This is a genomic window from Rothia sp. 11273D007AR, from assembly GCF_053547255.1.
Genome location: NZ_JBPPWJ010000010.1, coordinates 1 through 16,335 on the forward strand (window position 1 = coordinate 1; position 16,335 = coordinate 16,335).

At 61.7% G+C, this 16,335-nt stretch carries 15 protein-coding genes and 1 rRNA gene; 4 read left to right on the top strand and 12 right to left on the bottom strand.

All coding sequences use genetic code 11. The annotated features are described in order from the left end of the window. From ACED88_RS06805 to ACED88_RS06820, 4 genes are all read right to left on the bottom strand, one after another. Nucleotides 1-79: ribosomal RNA gene (locus tag ACED88_RS06805) — 16S ribosomal RNA — on the bottom strand; the annotation flags it as partial. A gap of 848 nt (nt 80-927) precedes the next feature. Beyond that, nucleotides 928-1,908, bottom strand: coding sequence for a 23S rRNA (guanosine(2251)-2'-O)-methyltransferase RlmB (rlmB, locus tag ACED88_RS06810; RefSeq protein WP_449109125.1), 981 nt, complete (start codon nt 1,906-1,908; stop codon nt 928-930). Nucleotides 1,909-2,005: 97 nt separating this feature from the next. After that, the gene (gene cysS, locus ACED88_RS06815; protein ID WP_449109126.1) at nt 2,006-3,430 is read right to left on the bottom strand and encodes a cysteine--tRNA ligase; all 1,425 of its coding nucleotides are present in this window, start codon (nt 3,428-3,430) and stop codon (nt 2,006-2,008) included. A gap of 2 nt (nt 3,431-3,432) precedes the next feature. Next, on the bottom strand, nt 3,433-4,323 hold the full coding sequence (locus ACED88_RS06820; RefSeq protein ID WP_449109127.1) for an alpha/beta fold hydrolase: 891 nt from the start codon (nt 4,321-4,323) through the stop codon (nt 3,433-3,435). Between the two features lie 123 nt (nt 4,324-4,446). Here ACED88_RS06820 and ACED88_RS06825 point away from each other — a divergent pair, with 123 nt between their 5' ends. Together ACED88_RS06825 and ACED88_RS06830 are read left to right on the top strand one after the other, a co-directional pair. Then, entirely contained in the window at nt 4,447-6,990 is a 2,544-nt protein-coding gene (locus ACED88_RS06825; protein ID WP_449109128.1) for a bifunctional lysylphosphatidylglycerol flippase/synthetase MprF, read from the top strand. Further along, nucleotides 6,990-8,330, top strand: a complete 1,341-nt coding sequence (locus ACED88_RS06830; protein WP_449109129.1) for an alpha/beta hydrolase — start codon at nt 6,990-6,992, stop codon at nt 8,328-8,330. The genes ACED88_RS06825 and ACED88_RS06830 overlap by 1 nt, the downstream gene beginning before the upstream one ends. Before the next feature lie 12 nt (nt 8,331-8,342). On the opposite strand, the gene ispF is transcribed toward ACED88_RS06830, so the two are convergent. Genes ispF through ACED88_RS06845 form a run of 3 tightly spaced genes read right to left on the bottom strand, consistent with a single transcriptional unit; the run spans nt 8,343 to nt 10,101 of the window. Next, entirely contained in the window at nt 8,343-8,819 is a 477-nt protein-coding gene (ispF, locus tag ACED88_RS06835; RefSeq protein WP_449109130.1) for a 2-C-methyl-D-erythritol 2,4-cyclodiphosphate synthase, read from the bottom strand. After that, entirely contained in the window at nt 8,816-9,592 is a 777-nt protein-coding gene (gene ispD, locus ACED88_RS06840; RefSeq protein ID WP_449109131.1) for a 2-C-methyl-D-erythritol 4-phosphate cytidylyltransferase, read from the bottom strand. Before ispD ends, ispF begins: the two co-directional genes overlap by 4 nt. A gap of 23 nt (nt 9,593-9,615) precedes the next feature. Further along, nucleotides 9,616-10,101, bottom strand: a complete 486-nt coding sequence (locus tag ACED88_RS06845) for a CarD family transcriptional regulator (protein ID WP_185173529.1) — start codon at nt 10,099-10,101, stop codon at nt 9,616-9,618. Nucleotides 10,102-10,359: 258 nt separating this feature from the next. Here ACED88_RS06845 and ACED88_RS06850 point away from each other — a divergent pair, with 258 nt between their 5' ends. Beyond that, nucleotides 10,360-10,905, top strand: coding sequence for a hypothetical protein (locus ACED88_RS06850; RefSeq protein ID WP_449109132.1), 546 nt, complete (start codon nt 10,360-10,362; stop codon nt 10,903-10,905). An 86-nt stretch (nt 10,906-10,991) separates the two neighbouring features. Here the strand turns inward: ACED88_RS06850 and ACED88_RS06855 are convergent, their stop codons facing one another. Together ACED88_RS06855 and ACED88_RS06860 are read right to left on the bottom strand one after the other, a co-directional pair. Continuing rightward, complete coding sequence (locus tag ACED88_RS06855; protein WP_449109133.1) at nt 10,992-11,672, bottom strand: winged helix-turn-helix domain-containing protein; 681 nt, start codon at nt 11,670-11,672, stop codon at nt 10,992-10,994. After that, the gene (locus ACED88_RS06860; RefSeq protein WP_449109134.1) at nt 11,673-12,920 is read right to left on the bottom strand and encodes a sensor histidine kinase; all 1,248 of its coding nucleotides are present in this window, start codon (nt 12,918-12,920) and stop codon (nt 11,673-11,675) included. 184 nt (nt 12,921-13,104) lie between these two features. Between ACED88_RS06860 and phoU the strand changes: the two genes are divergently transcribed. Next, a complete protein-coding gene (phoU, locus tag ACED88_RS06865) occupies nt 13,105-13,761 on the top strand; it encodes a phosphate signaling complex protein PhoU (RefSeq protein ID WP_449109135.1) in 657 nt (218 codons plus the stop codon). 97 nt (nt 13,762-13,858) lie between these two features. Here phoU and ACED88_RS06870 read toward each other — a convergent pair whose 3' ends face one another. The 3 genes from ACED88_RS06870 to ACED88_RS06880 all read right to left on the bottom strand — a co-directional run bounded on the left by ACED88_RS06870 (nt 13,859) and on the right by ACED88_RS06880 (nt 16,238). After that, nucleotides 13,859-14,599, bottom strand: a complete 741-nt coding sequence (locus ACED88_RS06870; RefSeq protein ID WP_135013359.1) for a phosphoglyceromutase — start codon at nt 14,597-14,599, stop codon at nt 13,859-13,861. Between the two features lie 130 nt (nt 14,600-14,729). Next, nucleotides 14,730-15,044: a DUF2516 family protein gene (locus tag ACED88_RS06875; RefSeq protein WP_237207076.1), complete on the bottom strand. Its 315-nt coding sequence runs from the start codon at nt 15,042-15,044 to the stop codon at nt 14,730-14,732. A gap of 12 nt (nt 15,045-15,056) precedes the next feature. Then, entirely contained in the window at nt 15,057-16,238 is a 1,182-nt protein-coding gene (locus ACED88_RS06880) for a trans-sulfuration enzyme family protein (protein WP_449109136.1), read from the bottom strand. Between the last annotated feature and the right edge of the window lie 97 nt (nt 16,239-16,335).

Here is a 16,335-nt window from a genome sequence, read left to right on the forward strand (position 1 = left end):
CTGGGCTTCATCGTTCGACTTGCATGTGTTAAGCACGCCGCCAGCGTTCGTCCTGAGCCAGAATCAAACTCTCCGTTAGAAAAATGAAGTAGTTGATGATCCTAGTCTCTGATTGTTAGCGAACCATTCACCACGGGGTGGTGTGGTTCGAGCTGACGAATCTGAAACCAATTGATTATCAAATTCTGTAAGAAACCGTTGGTTTCTCACATTGTTATATAAATATTTGGTATCAGTTCAATTTCCGCACTACCTGGTGTTCCTTGTGAACACTAGTGTGTAGTGTGGACGATAAGAATGTTATTTATAACATTGGTACGCTATTGAGTTTTCAAGCAACAAACCGCATTCTCAACCCTAGCCAGATGTTGGCCGGTGTTTCGTATCGGTCATTCTCAGTTTTTGTGTTACCCGTTTGGGCAACTCGTCTAGTCTAACGCGTTTCTTTTCTATGTGTCAACTCGGTGTTCCGTGTTGTGTCTCACAGTGGCTTTCGGCTGGATTGTTACTTCAAAATCTCACTCGTGCGAGTTGGGATTTCTCGGTTCCGGCCGGGGCCTGAATTCGCTATGTGACTAGGTGTTTTGTCGCTTGGCGGGTTTCCCCTGTGCCGTGGCGACTCGTAATACTCTACGCAGGTTTTTCAGACCACGCAACCCGAAAGAGACACTTTTGGGGCATTTTCACCCCAAGAGCCACCGCCAAGAACAGCAAATGACCTAGTCAAAACCATAATTAACAGAGAAAAAGATTTTTTAAAGTTTTTCTGAATCTCTTCAGAAGGCTTGATTTTAGGGATTTTTTGTGAGCCAGACCCTTATTCTGGCTCACATAAGCCCTCGTGAGCCTGCGTCCTGCCCCTCAGACTAGATAAACAAGAAGTGCTCCCCCGCTATCGCGGGAGAGCACTTCGTTCTTATAAGAAGCTTAGGCAGCTCGGCGGCGGGATACCTCGTAGAGGGAGATTCCTACTGCCATGGAGGCGTTGAGCGATTCCATCGCTGAGCTAATGGGAATCGAAACGATTTGGTCGCAGTTCTCGGTGACCAGTCGTGACAACCCCTTGCCTTCTGAACCAACAACAATCATGAGCGGTTCAGAGGCTAGTTCAAGGTTGGGCAGGTCTATGTCGCCGCCGCCGTCCAGACCGACGACGAAGATGCCGGCGTCCTTAGCCTGCTGGATCACGCGGGTCAGGTTAGTGGCCTTAGCTACGGGGATACGGGCAGCAGCACCGGATGAGGTTTTCCAGGCTGAGGCGGTCATGGCTGCCGAGCGGCGCTCGGGGATGATGACGCCGTTACCCGAGAAGGCTGAGACGGAGCGGATGATGGCGCCCAGGTTGCGGGGGTCGGTGATGCCGTCCAGGGCAACGAAGAGCGGCGGGGTGCTCATCTTCTTGTCGTACCAGCGATCCATGGTGTCGAGGACCAGGTTGCCGGCGTCCGGGTACTTATAGGGCGGAATCTGCAGGGCAACACCCTGGTGGACAGCGTGGTCGGTGAGACGGTCCAGCTCATTACGGCCAATTTCGAGCATGGGCAGGCCCTGCTTGTTGGCTTCGGTCATGATGTCGCGGACGCGGTCATCGACCTCGATGCGGGACATGACGAAGAGGGTCTTGGCAGGGATCTCGGTCTGCAGGGCCTCAAGTACGGAGTTACGGCCGGTGACCAGTTCGTCGGAGGCACGCTTGCCGCCCAGGCGGGGCTGGCGGGAGCGCAGGGTGTTCGTTGCCTTGCGGTTTTCGGCGGCCTTCTTCATCTTGTAGGCCTTGTGGTAGACGCGGTCTTCTGCCTTGGGGGTGTTGCCGCGGCCTTCGAGGGCCTTACGGCCGTGGCCGCCGGTGCCCTTGGTGGGGCCCTTCTTTTTGTTGGTTGCGCCGGGGCGTGAGCCTGCCTTCGCCATAAATCTCGTCCTTTGATAGATGTCTATGAATTGTTTTCTAGCTTACCGACCCCTTGCGCCCTGTGGGGCGAGAGATGGAGCACGGTAGCGCAGTGAGTTAGAGGGACCAGGTGGAGCCGGATGCGCCGTCCTTGACGGTGATGCCGGCGGCAGCCAGGGCGTCGCGGATTTGGTCTGCGCGGGCCCAGTCTTTAGCCTCGCGGGCTTCGGCACGCTGGGTCAGCATGGTCTGAATCAGAGAGTCGAGCGCTGCGTGTTCGCCGGGTTCGTTGGCGGCAGCCCCTGCCTGGCTGAAGGACATGAGCTCTACCAGCCCCAGCACCTTGGCCATAGCGTAGACCTGCTCGGCGGCGTCCTGGGCGGATTCACCGGCAGCCAGGGCTGCGTTACCGGCGCGGACGCCCGCGTGCAGGGCAGCCAGAGCCTTGGGGATGTTGAGGTCATCGTCCATGGCCTCGGCAAAGGCCTCGGGTACCGCGGCGTCTTCGCGATGGTAGTCGCGGGTTGCGGCCAAGAAGGCTTCAACGCGTTCAACGGCTACACGAGCCTCTTCGAGGGAGGTGGGGTGGTAGTCGAGGACGGAGCGGTAGTGGGCCTGGCCCAGGTAGTAGCGGACGACCAGGGGGCGGGCAGCTTCGAGCATCTGGGCGGGGGTGATGATGTTGCCAATGGACTTGGACATCTTCTCGCCCTCGTAGTTGACCAGGCCATTGTGCATCCAGAAGTTGGCAAAGCCGTAGCCGGCTGCCTGGGACTGAGCCATCTCATTTTCGTGGTGGGGGAAGCGCAGATCGAGGCCGCCACCGTGAATATCAAAAGTCTCGCCCAGGTACTTGCCTGCCATGGCGGAGCATTCCAGGTGCCAGCCGGGGCGTCCCTTACCCCAGGGGGAATCCCAGGAGGCGGTGACGGGCTCACCCTCCTTATAAGCCTTCCACAGGGCAAAGTCGCGGGGGTCGCGCTTGCCGCGGGGATCGGCGTCCGGGGCGTCCTGCATATCGTCAATCTTCTGGCGGGTCAGGGCACCGTAGTTCTCCCAGGAGCGCACATCGAAGTAGACGTCGCCGCAGCCGTCGGTTGCAGGGTAGGCATGGCCGCGGTCAATGAGACGCTGAATGAGGGCAAACATCTCGGGGATATGCCCGGTGGCGCGCGGTTCGTAGGTGGGGGGTGCGATATTGAGGGAGGCGTAGGCCTGGCCGAAGACCCGCTCAAAGCGGTAGGCCAGGGCCCACCACTCTTCAGCCGGGTGTTCGCCGGTGTAGCCGGGCTCAAAAGAGGCAGCCGAGTTCACCAGAATCTTGTCGTCGATATCGGTGACGTTACGAACCGTGGTGACCTTGTAACCGCGGTAGGTCAGCCAGCGGGAGAGCTGGTCAAAGACCAGGCCCGAGCGCACGTGCCCAATGTGCGGGGCACCCTGAACGGTGGCACCGCAGTAGTAGATGCGGGCTTCGCCGGGGTGAACCGGGGTGAAATCACGGACGCTTGCTGTTGCTGAATCATAAAAACGTAGAGTCACGCCTAACAGTTTACCGTGCGCTGTAGAACCGGTGCGAGGACGCTAGCTGCGTGGTTAATGAGCAGGGAGAAATGGCCGTCGCGCGGTAGTTCGTGAATCTGGGCTCCCAGGCGGAGCCCCAGGTTGCGGGCACGGGCGGGTTTGACGGCCATGTCGCGCCCGGCGACCCAGAGGTGCACCGGGGTTTTGACGGTGGTTTCTGAGAAGCCCCAGTCGTCCTGAATCGCGTATTCGTCTTGCACGCCGCCCTCGATGGAGAACTGCAGGGCGTAGTCGTGGGAGATGGCCATGCGGTAGGCGGCGGTGTGGCCCTGCACGTCGCGGCCCAGGGCGGAGGCCAAGGTCGAGGCGGACGCCAGGGGGCGGCTCAGGGCGCGGGAGGTGAGGTCGATGAGCGGTTTGGGGAACCAGGAGAGGGTGAGGTGGGAGAAGTGAACGCGCAGCGGGGTGAGGTTAAGCCCTAAGTGGGACTCCCAGAGGGGGTGATGGGTGAAGGGGGCCAGCAGGATGAGCTGCTCTACCTTGTCGGGGTGGAGGGCTGCCAGGCTCATGGCGTGGGGCCCGCCGCCGGAGAAGCCGATGACGCTAAAGCGGTCAAGCTCCAGGTGGTTGATAATGGCAGTGGCGTCCTCTTCTGCCCAGGTGCCAACCAGCCGGTAGGGGACGGCGTCCGACGCTCCCAGCCCCGGGCGGTCCGGGGCGATAATGCGGATACCCAGCTCACGGGCTGCCTCGTCAAGGAAAAGTGCCTCGTAGCCGGTACCGGGAGTGCCGTGGCAGTAGATGACGGTAGCTGTGGGTGCTTCTGTCTGCCCAAATTCGTGCCAGGCGATGACGCGTCCCCCGTCCTGGCTTAGCAGGTGAGGGCGGGGTTCAAGGGGGTCGGCGTTCACAGGTACTTCTTTACAGCTTGGGGTGGTGTTAACAGGGACAGGCTTATTTTAGCGCTGATAGGCCGGGTCTATACTGAACGAGAATAACACCTCACTTTTTGCATAACTGACCAGGATTCTGCTGTGCCCTCGACACCTCCCCCGGCCCCGGCCCTCACCGGCTCTCAGCGTGCGTCCGCCCGGCGCCTGCGCTGGGCCCGTGAATACCTCACCACCTACATCACCGCTGCGCCCTTAACAGCCCTGCTGGTGGTGCTGGCCCTCATTGGCCTACTCACCCAGCTCCTGCTCGGGCGGGAGCGGGCAACGGCCCTGACCTTCCAGCCGGGTAACTTCACCGCAACATGGGAGCCGGTGACCGGCGTCATCATCAACTACAAGCCGGTCAGCACCATCTTCTTCCTGATAATCCTTGTATTGGTCGGGCCCCTGATCGAACGAGCCCTGGGCACCTGGCGGTTCACCCTCACAGCGCTAGCGAGCTACCTGGCCCCCGCTGCAGCCCTCACCATCGTCTTCTCAGTAGCAGAGGGGCTCATACCCGGCTGGGCCCAGGCACTGACCACCCACTCGGTCTTTGGCCTGCCTCTCATGCTGACCGGTTCCCTCCTGGCTGCAAGCCGTACCTACTCCATCATCTGGCGGCGTCGCGTCCGCCTGCTCGCCTGCACCCTGCTCCTGGGCCTGTTCCTTTTTGGTGGCTCCCTGCACGATATCGGGCTGGTGCTGGCAGCGCTCACCGGCTGGGCCTGCGGAGTCTTTCTGATACCGGCACCCACCCGCGAGCATTCTCTGGTGGGAACCCGCCATGAAGCTCGTACCCTGGTAGCTCTCACCATCGCTGCAATTTCTCTGGGTATCTTCTTCGCCGCCCATGCCCCCAACCCCATAGGCCCCCTAGCGGCAGCCCGATACGAAGTGGGAGCAGGCAACCTTACCGATGCCGCCCTTAACTCACTCTGCGCCAGCAATGCAGCGAGCGCCCTGTGCGCCCACCAGGTCTATCTAGAGCAGACCAAGGGATTCTTAGCGAGCGCGCTGGCCCTCTTCCCCCTCGTCCTTCAACTTGTTCTTGCCCAGGGACTGGCGCGAGGGCGACGTCTAGCCGCCTACGGCATCCTGGTGCTGCAGGGGGTCATCCTGCTCTTTTCGGTACTGCGCCTAGTGATTTACTCCGGTGTGCTAGGCCAGCACCTTGCGCCCCTGGGCGCGATCGCAGAACTTGAGGATGCCGGTGCCCGCCTGCTCGTGCCCGTGCTGGTACCTGCCGCCCTTATTGCCCTGGTTCTAGCCACCCTGCGCTACTTCCCGCTAGCCTCATCGGGCCGGGCGCTGCGGGCGTCCGCGCGGACCGTAGGGCTGGTAGCCCTTACCGGGCTGGTGCTGGTCACGGTTGCAGCCACGGTCTTCCCGCAGGGCTTTGCCCCTCACCCCACTCCCCTGCCCTTTGCCCTGGACTACCTGGTCAAGCTCCTGCCCTCAGCCGCCTGGTATGTGCTCCCGCCCTCCTACGCCGGAACCTCCTGGCTCACTACCTCGCTGCACTGGCTGGCCCCCGCCCTGACCTGGCTCACCCTCATTATCTGCACCTACCGGGTACTGACCGTTCCTGCCGGGGACACCGCCCAGAACCGCAACCGTTACCTTGAGCTGGTTCGTGCCCAAGGGGCGGGCACCCTGGGCTGGATTGGCACCTGGGATAACCGCAACTACTGGATTTCTAGCAGCGGGCAAGAGGGCTTTGCCTACCTCGACCACGGGGGTGTAGCCCTGACCGTCGGTGACCCGGCAGCGGCTCCCGAGCGAGTTGATCAGGCCGTGCAGGAGTTCGCCCGTTTTTGCACCGACCGGGGCCTGGCTCCGGCCCTTTACTCGGTGCACGCTCCCACCCAGCAGGCTGCCCAGGCCCTGGGGTGGAGTTCCTGGCAGGTCGCCGAGGAAGCCATCATCGACCTGGCTGACCTCAAGTTCTCGGGTAAAAAATTCCAGTCCATCCGCACCGCCCTCAATCAGGCAGGCAAGCAGGGCATCACCACTAAGTGGACCACCTATAACGACCTGCTCCTAGCCGAATGGGCCCAGATTGTTGAGATTTCTGAAGGCTGGATCTCTGAGAAGTCCCTACCCGAGATGGGCTTTACGCTCGGCGGTCTCGAAGAGCTCAAGGACCCCGATACCCGCATCCTGCTCGCCCTTGATGAGAGCGGCTTCATTCATGGGGTAACCTCCTGGATGCCCGTGCACCGGCAGAGCCGCGTCATCGGTCTCACCCTGGACTTCATGCGCCGCCGCGACGCCGAGGGCGTCTTCGCCGCCTCCATGGAGTTCCTGATTGCCTCGGCTGCCCAGGACGCCAAGGACGAGGGGCTCGAGATTCTCTCCCTCTCCGGCGCTCCCCTGGCCCACTCTGTTGCCCCGGCAGAACGCAGCGGCCTCGACCGGCTCTTGGACTACCTGGGTGAGCGTATGGAACCCCTCTATGGCTTCCGCTCTCTGTTGACCTTCAAGGCCAAGTTCCGCCCGCGGTTTGAGCCCATGTATCTGGTCACCCCCGACTCCGGTGATCTACCGGCAATCGGCATCGCGGTCTCCCACGCCTACCTACCCGAGATGAAGGCTAAAGACGTGCTGGGTATCGTGCAGGCCATGGGCTCCCAGGAGAAGTAATGTTCGCTGACTTTGCCCGCTCCGTTGACCTGCGCGCCGACTTCTGGGGGCCGCTAGCGATCGGGCTTGCGGTGGTGCTGGCGCTAGTACTGCTGGTGCGGGCTAGGGGCGCTGTGCGCTGGCGTACCCAGCTGCTGATTGTGGTGGTAGTTGCGGCTCTCGTTGCCCTTACTGCCTACCTCACCAACAACGTGTGGCACCCCGTCGCTGAGGGCATCGATGCGCCCACCTGGCTCTGGTCGGGCTACGCCCTGTGGGTGGTTATCTACGCGGTGGTTCTCACCGCGGCAGGTTGGGCAGGGCGCGGACGCCTGCGCCGGGCTCATTCGGTATTGGCAGCTACCCTCACGATAGTTCTGGGGCTTACCCTCACCGGGCTGGGGCTCAACGCCTACTACGGGGGCTACCCCACCCTGGCGTCCGCCCTGGGAATTACCGTACCCACCAGCAGCCTGGCCCAGGCAGATGCCTCTACACCCGTCACCGCCTACGATACCGGCGGGCAAACCCTGGCAAGCGAGTGGAAAGCCCCGGCCGATATGGCGAGCGCAGGAACCGTCATCCGCGAAAATATACCGGCCAATGATCCTGCCTTTACACCGCGAGACGCATACATCTACCTGCCCCCGGCCTACTTCAGTAACCCGCGTCCGCTGCTGCCCGTCGTCGTCCTCATGGCCGGGCAGCCCGGTGCCCCTGCTGACTGGTTCAACCTCGGTGGGGTGCAGAGCATACTCAACTCCTACGCCGCGAACCACGCCGGGCTAGCCCCCGTTGTGGTGGTGGTCGACCAGCTCGGTGACGACTGGAATAACCCGCTCTGCAGCGATACCGCCCACGGGCAGGTAGCCACCTACCTGCAAGAGACCGTACCCACCTGGATTACCAGCAACCTGCAGGTCGACACCGACCATTCTCACTGGACTATCGCCGGGCTCTCAAACGGCGGAACCTGCGCCTTCCAAGCCGCCCTGCGGACCCCCGACATCTACCCCACCTTCCTGGATATGTCGGGTGAAGCTAACCCCTCCCTCGGCAGTGAAGAACTCACCATCAGCCAGGGCTTTGGCGGCGACTCAGCATCCTACCTGGCTAACGACCCGGCCAGTATGCTGGACCAAGGCACCTACACGAAACCCGGCCCCACCGGGATTTTCTCCATGGGGACGAACGACGACCCCTCCTACCGTTCGGGGCTAGAAGGTCTCTACACCGCGGCTCAACAGGCCGGGCTCGACGTGCAGTGGAAAACCTATCGGGGCAAACACGAGTGGAAGGTCTGGGAAGCGGCTTTCGCCGACGCCCTGCCCTGGCTGGGGCAGCGCACCGGTCTGCAGTAACCTCTATGCCATCTAGCTAAGCGGGTAAACCAGAGCCACAGCGGTAGCCGCCACGCCCTCGCCCCGACCGGTCAGGCCCAGTCCGTCGGTAGTCGTAGCGGTGACCGTCACCGGGGCCCCGGCGGCCTCGGATAGAACGCGGTTAGCCTCGTCCCGGCGCGGGGAAAACTTGGGTTTATTGCCAATCAGCTGCACCGCGATGTTGCCAATCTCGAACCCGGCAGCGCGCACAATCGCAGCGGCCTCAGAGAGAATCCGCACGCCGGAAGCACCTGCCATATCGGGCCGGTCCACCCCAAAGTTCGAACCCAAATCACCCGTACCGCTGGCCGAGAAAAGGGCGTCAGCAGCCGCGTGAGCTACCACGTCGCCGTCCGAGTGGCCTGAGAGCCCGTGCTGGCCCGGCCAGTACAAACCTGCCACCCACAGTTCGGTGCCTTCTTCACCAAAAGCGTGCACATCAGTACCGGTGCCAATACGGGGAATCATGATTCTCTCTTTTCGTCGTAGAGGGCTGTAGCTAGGGTCAGGTCAAGAGGGGTCGTAATCTTGAAGGCTTCGGCAGCCCCCTCGACGGTCGCAACCGGCAGCCCCAGGGTTTCAGCCAGCATGGCATCATCGGTGATGCTTTCGGCAACCTCGGGGGCCAGGGAGGCAACATCGCGGTGGGCCTGCACAAGGGTAGCCAGGTTAAAGCCCTGGGGGGTCTGCACAGCCCGCAGCTGCGCCCGGGCCGGGGTGCCGCTCACGTACCCGGCAGCATCCACCGTCTTAATGGTATCGACCACGGGCAGGGTCGGAATCACAGCTCTCTCCCCCGCATCAAGGGCGGTAGCCACCCGGTGATAGACGCTAGCGGGGGTGAAGCAGCGGGCGGCATCGTGCACCAGGACGCCAGTAGGCAGCTGCTCGGGGGCACCCGGCAGGGGGGCTGCGTCCGCAATCGCAGCCAGGGCAGCCGTCACCGATTCGGCGCGCGTTGCGCCGCCGGGCACCGCCAGGGCACCGTACCGGGCACAGACCTGCCGAAGCTCAACGTCCTGCGGGGGCACCGTCACCACCAGCCGTGCCGCCACGCCCGACTCCCGGGCACCGGCCAAGGCCCATTCCAGCAGGGTGCGCCCGGCAACCTGCACCGCTGCCTTCGGTATACCCGCGCCCAGACGCGACCCCGAGCCGGCCGCCACAATAACAACAGCGAGCACCGAACCACCAGATGTGGTTGCGGTGCCCGCTGTATCAGAAAAATCTAGAGTGCTCACAGCTAGTGAGCATACCCGAAAGTTTAGACGCCCTCGAGAATCTTATCGAGTTCAACCTCGGCAGCTTCTTCGTCGATGTCCTTAGCCAGGGCAACCTCAGACGACAGAATCTGACGGGCCTTAGCCAGCATGCGCTTCTCACCGGCAGACAGGCCACGGTCGTTCTCGCGGCGCCACAGGTCGCGGACGACCTCGGCAACCTTCAGCACATCGCCAGATGCCAGCTTCTCAACGTTAGCCTTGTAGCGGCGGGACCAGTTTGCTGCTTCTTCGGTATCAGTAGCCTGAAGTACGTCAATGACTTCCTGCAGACCGCGCTCGTCAACGACATCGCGCACGCCCACCATATCGACGTTCTCAGCGGGAACCTCAATGACCAGGTCACCGTTAGCGACCTTGAGTTTCAGGTACATCTTCTCTTCGCCACGGATCTTGCGCATCTTGATTTCTTCAATCGTTGCGGCACCGTGGTGAGGGTAAACGACTGTTTCGCCAACCTCAAAAACCATATGGATAAACCCCTTTCAGCCTACCTATTCTACCATGCAACGAAAGACAGCACCCTTAAAGTCTCAAAATAGGCCCGGTGCTCTCAGCGAACCAGTGTGCTTCATTTACGCCCTTTTGCCCCGTTGATACAGACGTATTGTCGTTAAACCAGATAGAATGTGACCTGAACAGACCAAAAATTCCGTACCTCGGCGCGGAGCACACACACTTTCTCTGCCCCACCGGCAGACTACATACCCCAACAAGGAGCTAGAGCTGTGAAGAACACCGCTTCTGTGACCGTCAAGCGCGCCAGCGCCCTCGTTGCCATCGCTGGAGCCCTGCTGGCCACCACCGGTTGCACCTACACCAACCAGCCCGCCACCACCATCGTCTACTCCGCCTCCGACGGCCAGATGGCTAACCTGCTAGGCGAGAACAACCAGCAGGATATCCAGCTCCGCAACATCATGGTCATCGCAGCCGATGAGGCCTCACAGGGCCGCGTGCTGGGCACCATTCTGAACCAGACCGAGGAGGACGCCACCGTCACCCTGGCCTTCCCCACCGAAACTCTCACCGTTGAGGTTCCCGCTGGCCAGGAAGTCCGCCTGGAAAACGACGAGAACGAACTTCTTCTGGCTGAGGCCGGCGCTAACCCCGGTCTGCTGCTGAAGGACGTCGAGGTCTCCTCCAACGTCACCTCCAGCACCACCACCTTCAACGTTCCGGTTCTTGACGGCGCCCTGGAAGAGTACGCCCCCTACCTGCCCACCGCAGCGGCTACTCCCAGCGCTACCGAAACCGCTAGCAGCAACGGCTAAAATCCTTTCGCTTTAAAGATGTGGGGCGGGCCCTTCAGGTAACTGAAGGGCCCGCCCCACTGCTTCACCTGGCCTGGTGTGCCGGTTTAGGGTTCAAACTTGTAGCCCAGGCCGCGCACGGTGACCACGTAGCGCGGGGACGAGGGGTCGGGCTCAACCTTGGAGCGCAGGCGCTTAATGTGCACATCAAGGGTCTTGGTATCGCCCACGTAGTCAGCACCCCAGACCCGGTCGATCAGCTGCGAGCGCGTCATCACGCGTCCTGCATTCCGCAGCAGCATCTCAAGCAGCTCAAACTCCTTGAGGGGCATAGCTACGGTTTCGCCGGATACGGTCACCACGTGGCGCTCAACGTCCATGCGCACCGGGCCGCCCTCAATCGCCCCGGCGTCGTGCTCTTCGGGTTCGCCCTGGCGGCGCAGGACGGCGCGGATGCGGGCGATGAGCTCGCGGGAGGAATAGGGCTTGGTGACGTAGTCGTCAGCACCCAGTTCAAGGCCGAGCACCTTATCGATTTCTGAGTCTTTAGCGGTCAGCATGATGATGGGAACCGCGCTGGTGGCGCGAATCTGCTTACAGACCTCGGTGCCGGACTGGCCGGGGAGCATGATGTCGAGGAGCACCAGGTCTGCACCATTCCGCTCGAACTCAACCACGGCGTCCAGGCCGTTATCGACCACCTGCACCTCAAAGCCCTCACGACCCAGCAAAAAGGCCAGGGGCTCGCTCAGCGACTCTTCGTCCTCAACCACTAAAATACGGGTCACTTACTTTGTTTCCTTCGCGGTCTGTGCCGACCCCGCAGAGCGCGGCACTGTGTGGATGTTGTGGTCTGTTATCTGGGTAAGCGAGCCCGTCGGCGGGTGCTCCCCCAGCAGGTCTTGTTCGGTTTCTTCATCAACAATGGGCAGGGCAATGGTGAAAGTTGAGCCGGAACCGGGTTGGGACCAGAGGGTCACCTCGCCACCGTGCTGACCCACAATGTGCTTCACAATGCTCAAGCCCAGGCCCGTGCCCCCGGTCTGACGCGAACGCGCCGGATCAACCCGGTAGAAGCGCTCAAAAATGCGGTCTTGCTCGTCATCGGGAATGCCCGGGCCCTGGTCTTTCACAGAAATTCTAACAGTGTCGCCCTTCACTGCCATGCCGATTCCCACCTTGGTGTTCTCGGGCGAGTAACGAATAGCGTTCTCGATGAGGTTACGCAGGGCGGTGCCCAGCAGCTCGGGGTCGCCGTGGACCGGTCGGGGGGCCTTTCCGCCCACCAGGAGTTCAATATTTTTACCCTCGGCTGTGAGGCGGTTACGGTCGACCGACTCAGCTACCACCTGCTCAATATCAACCAGGGTAGAGTTCAGCACCATATCGGTTGATTGCAGGCGGGAGAGTTCAATGACGTCCTGCACCAGTGCCGCTAACCGCCGGGACTCTTTCTTGAGCTTGCCCGAAAAGTAGAGCACCGACTCGGGATCGTCCGCCGATGACTCGATGGCCTCAGCCATAAGTCCAACCGCCCCCACCGGGGTTTTTAGTTCGTGCGATATGTTGGCTACGAAGTCGGTGCGGACGGTCTGGGCGCGGGTAATTTCGGTGCGGTCATCGGCCAGCACCAAGATATATTCATCGCCTACCGGGGCCACGCGCAGGTCAATCACCAGGCGGCTCTGGTCGTAAAAGCCACGGGTGAGGATAATTTCTTTTTCGACGATGATGCCCTTGGACCGCACCGCGCCGATCATCTCTAGCAGCTCGTCAGAGACCACTGTATGCCCGCGCACCAGCCCTAAGGCGTAGGCGCCCGGAGAAGCCTGCACCACGCCGTCCACAGCGTCCACCACCATGTAGGCGCGACCAATGACCGCCAGCACCTCGGCGGCGCCGTCGCTAATGGTCGGCTCTTCAACGTCGGCCCAGCGAGCGCGCTGACGCTCACTCCGTTGCACGGCGAGCATGCTCACCACGCCGATGAGGAGCCCCAGCACAGCGGCAGACAAAGCAATCACAGTAGGGTTCACATCTACCAGCTTAGAGCCTACAAGCCCCGCCCCGCGCCCCTCAGCGTCCTAAATACCCGGGGGTTCAACTAACGTTTACCCAACCATGTGTTTGTGTTCATGTGGCCTTGGCACTCTAAAGGGGTAGCCGTAGGCAGAAGTCTGCCCGGTGCCCCACACTTCCCCAGATGGAAAGGACGCGCACGTGCGCAAAGTCTTCCAAGCCGAACTACAGCACGTCGGCGAAGAGCTGATTCATATCGCTACCCTAGTCCAGGAGGCTCTCGGCCGCGCTTCGGACGCCTTCTTGCAGGCCGATATTCAAGAAGCCGAAGAGGTCATTACCAACGATGCCCGCATCGACTTCATGCAAAACGAACTCGATGAGCGTGCTATCGACATTCTGGCTCTGCAGGGCCCGGTAGCCTCCGACCTGCGCATGATTGTTGGCGCCCTGCGCATGAGCTCCTCCCTGGAGCGCATGGGCGACCTTGCCCGCCACGTCGCCCAGGTTGCCCGTATGCGCTACCCCGAGCACGTCCTGCCCGAGTCCATCGTGCCGGTCTTCCGCGAAATCATCGAGCTTGACCAGAAGGTTATCGCCAGCGTCATCAGCCTGCTCGAGACCCGCGAGCTCTCCCATACCCAGGACATCATCAAGAACAAGATGCGCATCAACGAACTCCACGTTGAGGTCTTCAACCGCATGGCAGCCCCCGACTGGGGCCAGAACGCCCAGGTCACCGTTGACGTCACCCTGGTCTCCCGTTACCTGGAGCGCTTTGGCGACCACGGTGTGTCGGTAGCCCGCAAGGTCACCTACCTGGTCACCGGCGACTGGAACGCGGTGCCCAGCATCTAGGCTGGCAGGTACCATCTCCGTCAGAAGGTACCACTTAAATCAGAAAAACCCACCTAGTTGGTGGGTTTTTCTGATTTAAGTGGTACCTACCGGGGATTTACTTCTTACCCTGGTTAGCAACAGCCTTGATGGCGTCCTTAGCAGCCTCGGGGTCGAGGTACTCGCCGGGGCCAACGGGCTTGAAGTTCTCGTCGAGCTCGTAGTAGAGGGGGATACCGGTGGGGATGTTCAGACCGGCGATATCCTCATCTGAGATACCTTCGAGGTTCTTGACCAGGGCACGCAGGGAGTTACCGTGGGCAGCAACCAGAACGGTCTTGCCAGCCTTCAGGTCTTCCTTGATGTCTGACTCCCAGTAGGGCAGCATGCGCTCGAGGACGTCCTTCAGGCACTCGGTGCGGGGGGCGTTCTCGATGTCTGCGTAGCGGGGGTCGTTCGCCTGGGAGAACTCGTCGTTGTCGTCGAGGGCCGGAGGCGGAACGTCGTAGGAGCGACGCCAGGTCATAAACTGCTCTTCACCGTAGGTTTCGAGGGTCTGAGTCTTGTCCTTGCCCTGGAGCGCACCGTAGTGACGCTCGTTCAGGCGCCAGTTGCGCTTGACGGGAATCCAGTGGCGGTCGGCGGCATCGAGAGCCAGGTTGGCGGTGTTGATGGCGCGGCGCTGCAGGGAGGTGTGGACGACATCGGGGAGGATGCCGCGTTCCTTCAGCAGTTCGCCACCGCGGGTGGCTTCGGCGCGGCCCTTCTCGGTCAGGGCAACGTCTACCCAGCCGGTGAAGAGGTTCTTTTCGTTCCATTCTGATTGCCCGTGACGGAGCAGTACCAATTTGTAAGTCATGCTCCCTATTATCCCACTCCCAACCCCCAAAGCAAAGATAAACCCACACATATTCACGGAAAACCCGGTCTTTTCCGGGGGTTTCTTCGTGAATATGTGTGGGTTTTTCAGACCTTAACGCAAGCTGCGGCTAGCGGCGGCGCACCGCTACGGCGGGGCGGACGTCCGCGAGGAATACGCCCACGGCGGTTGCGGCAATGAGCTGCATGAAGACAGACCCGCCACCGACGGCCATGGACTGCCAGACCATCAGTACAGAGAAAGCAGCCGAGGCAGCGGTCACGCCAACCCAGAAGCCCTTGGTACGTTTGAAGGCGCTCTGGTAGGCGTAGCTTGAAGCGCGGGCGGCCTCAATCAGCGCGAAAATCGACAGGGCGGCAACTACCAGGGCCAGGGCAAGGCCCACGTAGTAGGTAACCAACACAATCAGGTCAATAGGGGTCATGGCGTCCGTTCGCTACTTGAGGTTTTCTAGGGCCGCTGCCAGGTCGTTGTAGAGGTCATCGACGTTCTCGATGCCTACCGACAGGCGCAGCAGTGACTCGGGGATTGAGTGGGGCTCTGAGCCGTGGCGGCGGCGGCGTTCAATCAGTGATTCTACGCCACCGAGGCTGGTTGCGGGCGTCCAGATGTTCAGGGCCTTGACCACGCGGTCGGTTTCTTCGGCGGTGGCGTCGAGGGTGATGGAGAGGATTGAGCCGAAGGTGCGCATCTGCGCGGACGCCCGCTCAAAGCCGGGGTCGGTGGGCAGGCCGGGGTAGCGCACGGCCTTGACGGCGGGGTGGGCCTGCAGGCGCTGGGCCAGTTCGAGGGCGTTAGCGGCGGCGCGTTCAAGGCGCACGCCCAGGGTACGGACGCCGCGCAGACCCAGCCAGGCCTCGAAGGGGCCGGCGATAGCGCCGTTGGTGGTGCGGTGGGCGGCCATGGCTTCGCGCAGGGTCGGGTTAGAGGTGACGGTGATACCCAGCAGCACATCGGAGTGACCGGCGATGGACTTGGTGGCGGAGTGGACGACCACGTCGGCACCCAGGGCCAGCGGGTTCTGCCCCAGCGGGGTTGCGAAGGTGTTATCAACGGCAGAGACAATGCCCAGGCGCTTGGCGGCACCGAGGACGGCGGGCAGGTCGGCGACCTCCATCATGGGGTTGGTGGGGGACTCCATCCACAGCAGCACCTTGGGGGCAGCGTAGTTGACGGTCTCGGGGGTGACGCCTGCGGTAGCGGCGGCCTTTTCGAGTTCGGCAATGACGGACTCGGTGTTTTCAATGTCGAGACGCACCACGGTGGTGATACCGCGGGCTTCGAGGCGCTTGGCCATAGACACAGAGGCCATGTAGGTGTGCTCGGGCAGCAGAATAATAGAGCCAACGGGTACCAGGTCCTGCACCGCGGCAACGGCTGCCATGCCGGAGGCAAAGACCAGGCCGGGCAGCTCTGCCCCTTCAAGGTCAGCGACGACCTCTTCGATGCCGTCCCAGCTCTGGTTGGAGAAACGGGCGTAGGTGTTGAGGTCTGAGGGGCCTGTCTGGCGGAAGGTGGACGACATAGCAATCGGCGGGTTCACAGGAGCCAGATCGTCGTGGGCGGGGCGGCCACCAGCCACCAGGCGGGTTTCGGGTGAGAGGTTCTGTTCAGTCATAGATTCAACGATACGCGCAGCACTAGGCCCAGTGCCAGGGGTACGCCCCAGGGTGACATATGGGACGGGCTAGAGAGTAGTCTCGGGTAGACCGGAC

Bases quoted from the DNA above. Each gene is read 5' to 3' on its own strand.
- ACED88_RS06880 (WP_449109136.1), bottom strand. From the start codon at position 16,238: ATGACTGAACAGAACCTCTCACCCGAAACCCGCCTGGTGGCTGGTGGC.
- ACED88_RS06875 (WP_237207076.1), bottom strand. From the start codon at position 15,044: ATGACCCCTATTGACCTGATTGTGTTGGTTACCTACTACGTGGGCCTT.
- ispF (WP_449109130.1), bottom strand. From the start codon at position 8,819: ATGATTCCCCGTATTGGCACCGGTACTGATGTGCACGCTTTTGGTGAA.
- ACED88_RS06830 (WP_449109129.1), top strand. From the start codon at position 6,990: ATGTTCGCTGACTTTGCCCGCTCCGTTGACCTGCGCGCCGACTTCTGG.
- ACED88_RS06870 (WP_135013359.1), bottom strand. From the start codon at position 14,599: ATGACTTACAAATTGGTACTGCTCCGTCACGGGCAATCAGAATGGAAC.
- rlmB (WP_449109125.1), bottom strand. From the start codon at position 1,908: ATGGCGAAGGCAGGCTCACGCCCCGGCGCAACCAACAAAAAGAAGGGC.
- ACED88_RS06845 (WP_185173529.1), bottom strand. From the start codon at position 10,101: ATGGTTTTTGAGGTTGGCGAAACAGTCGTTTACCCTCACCACGGTGCC.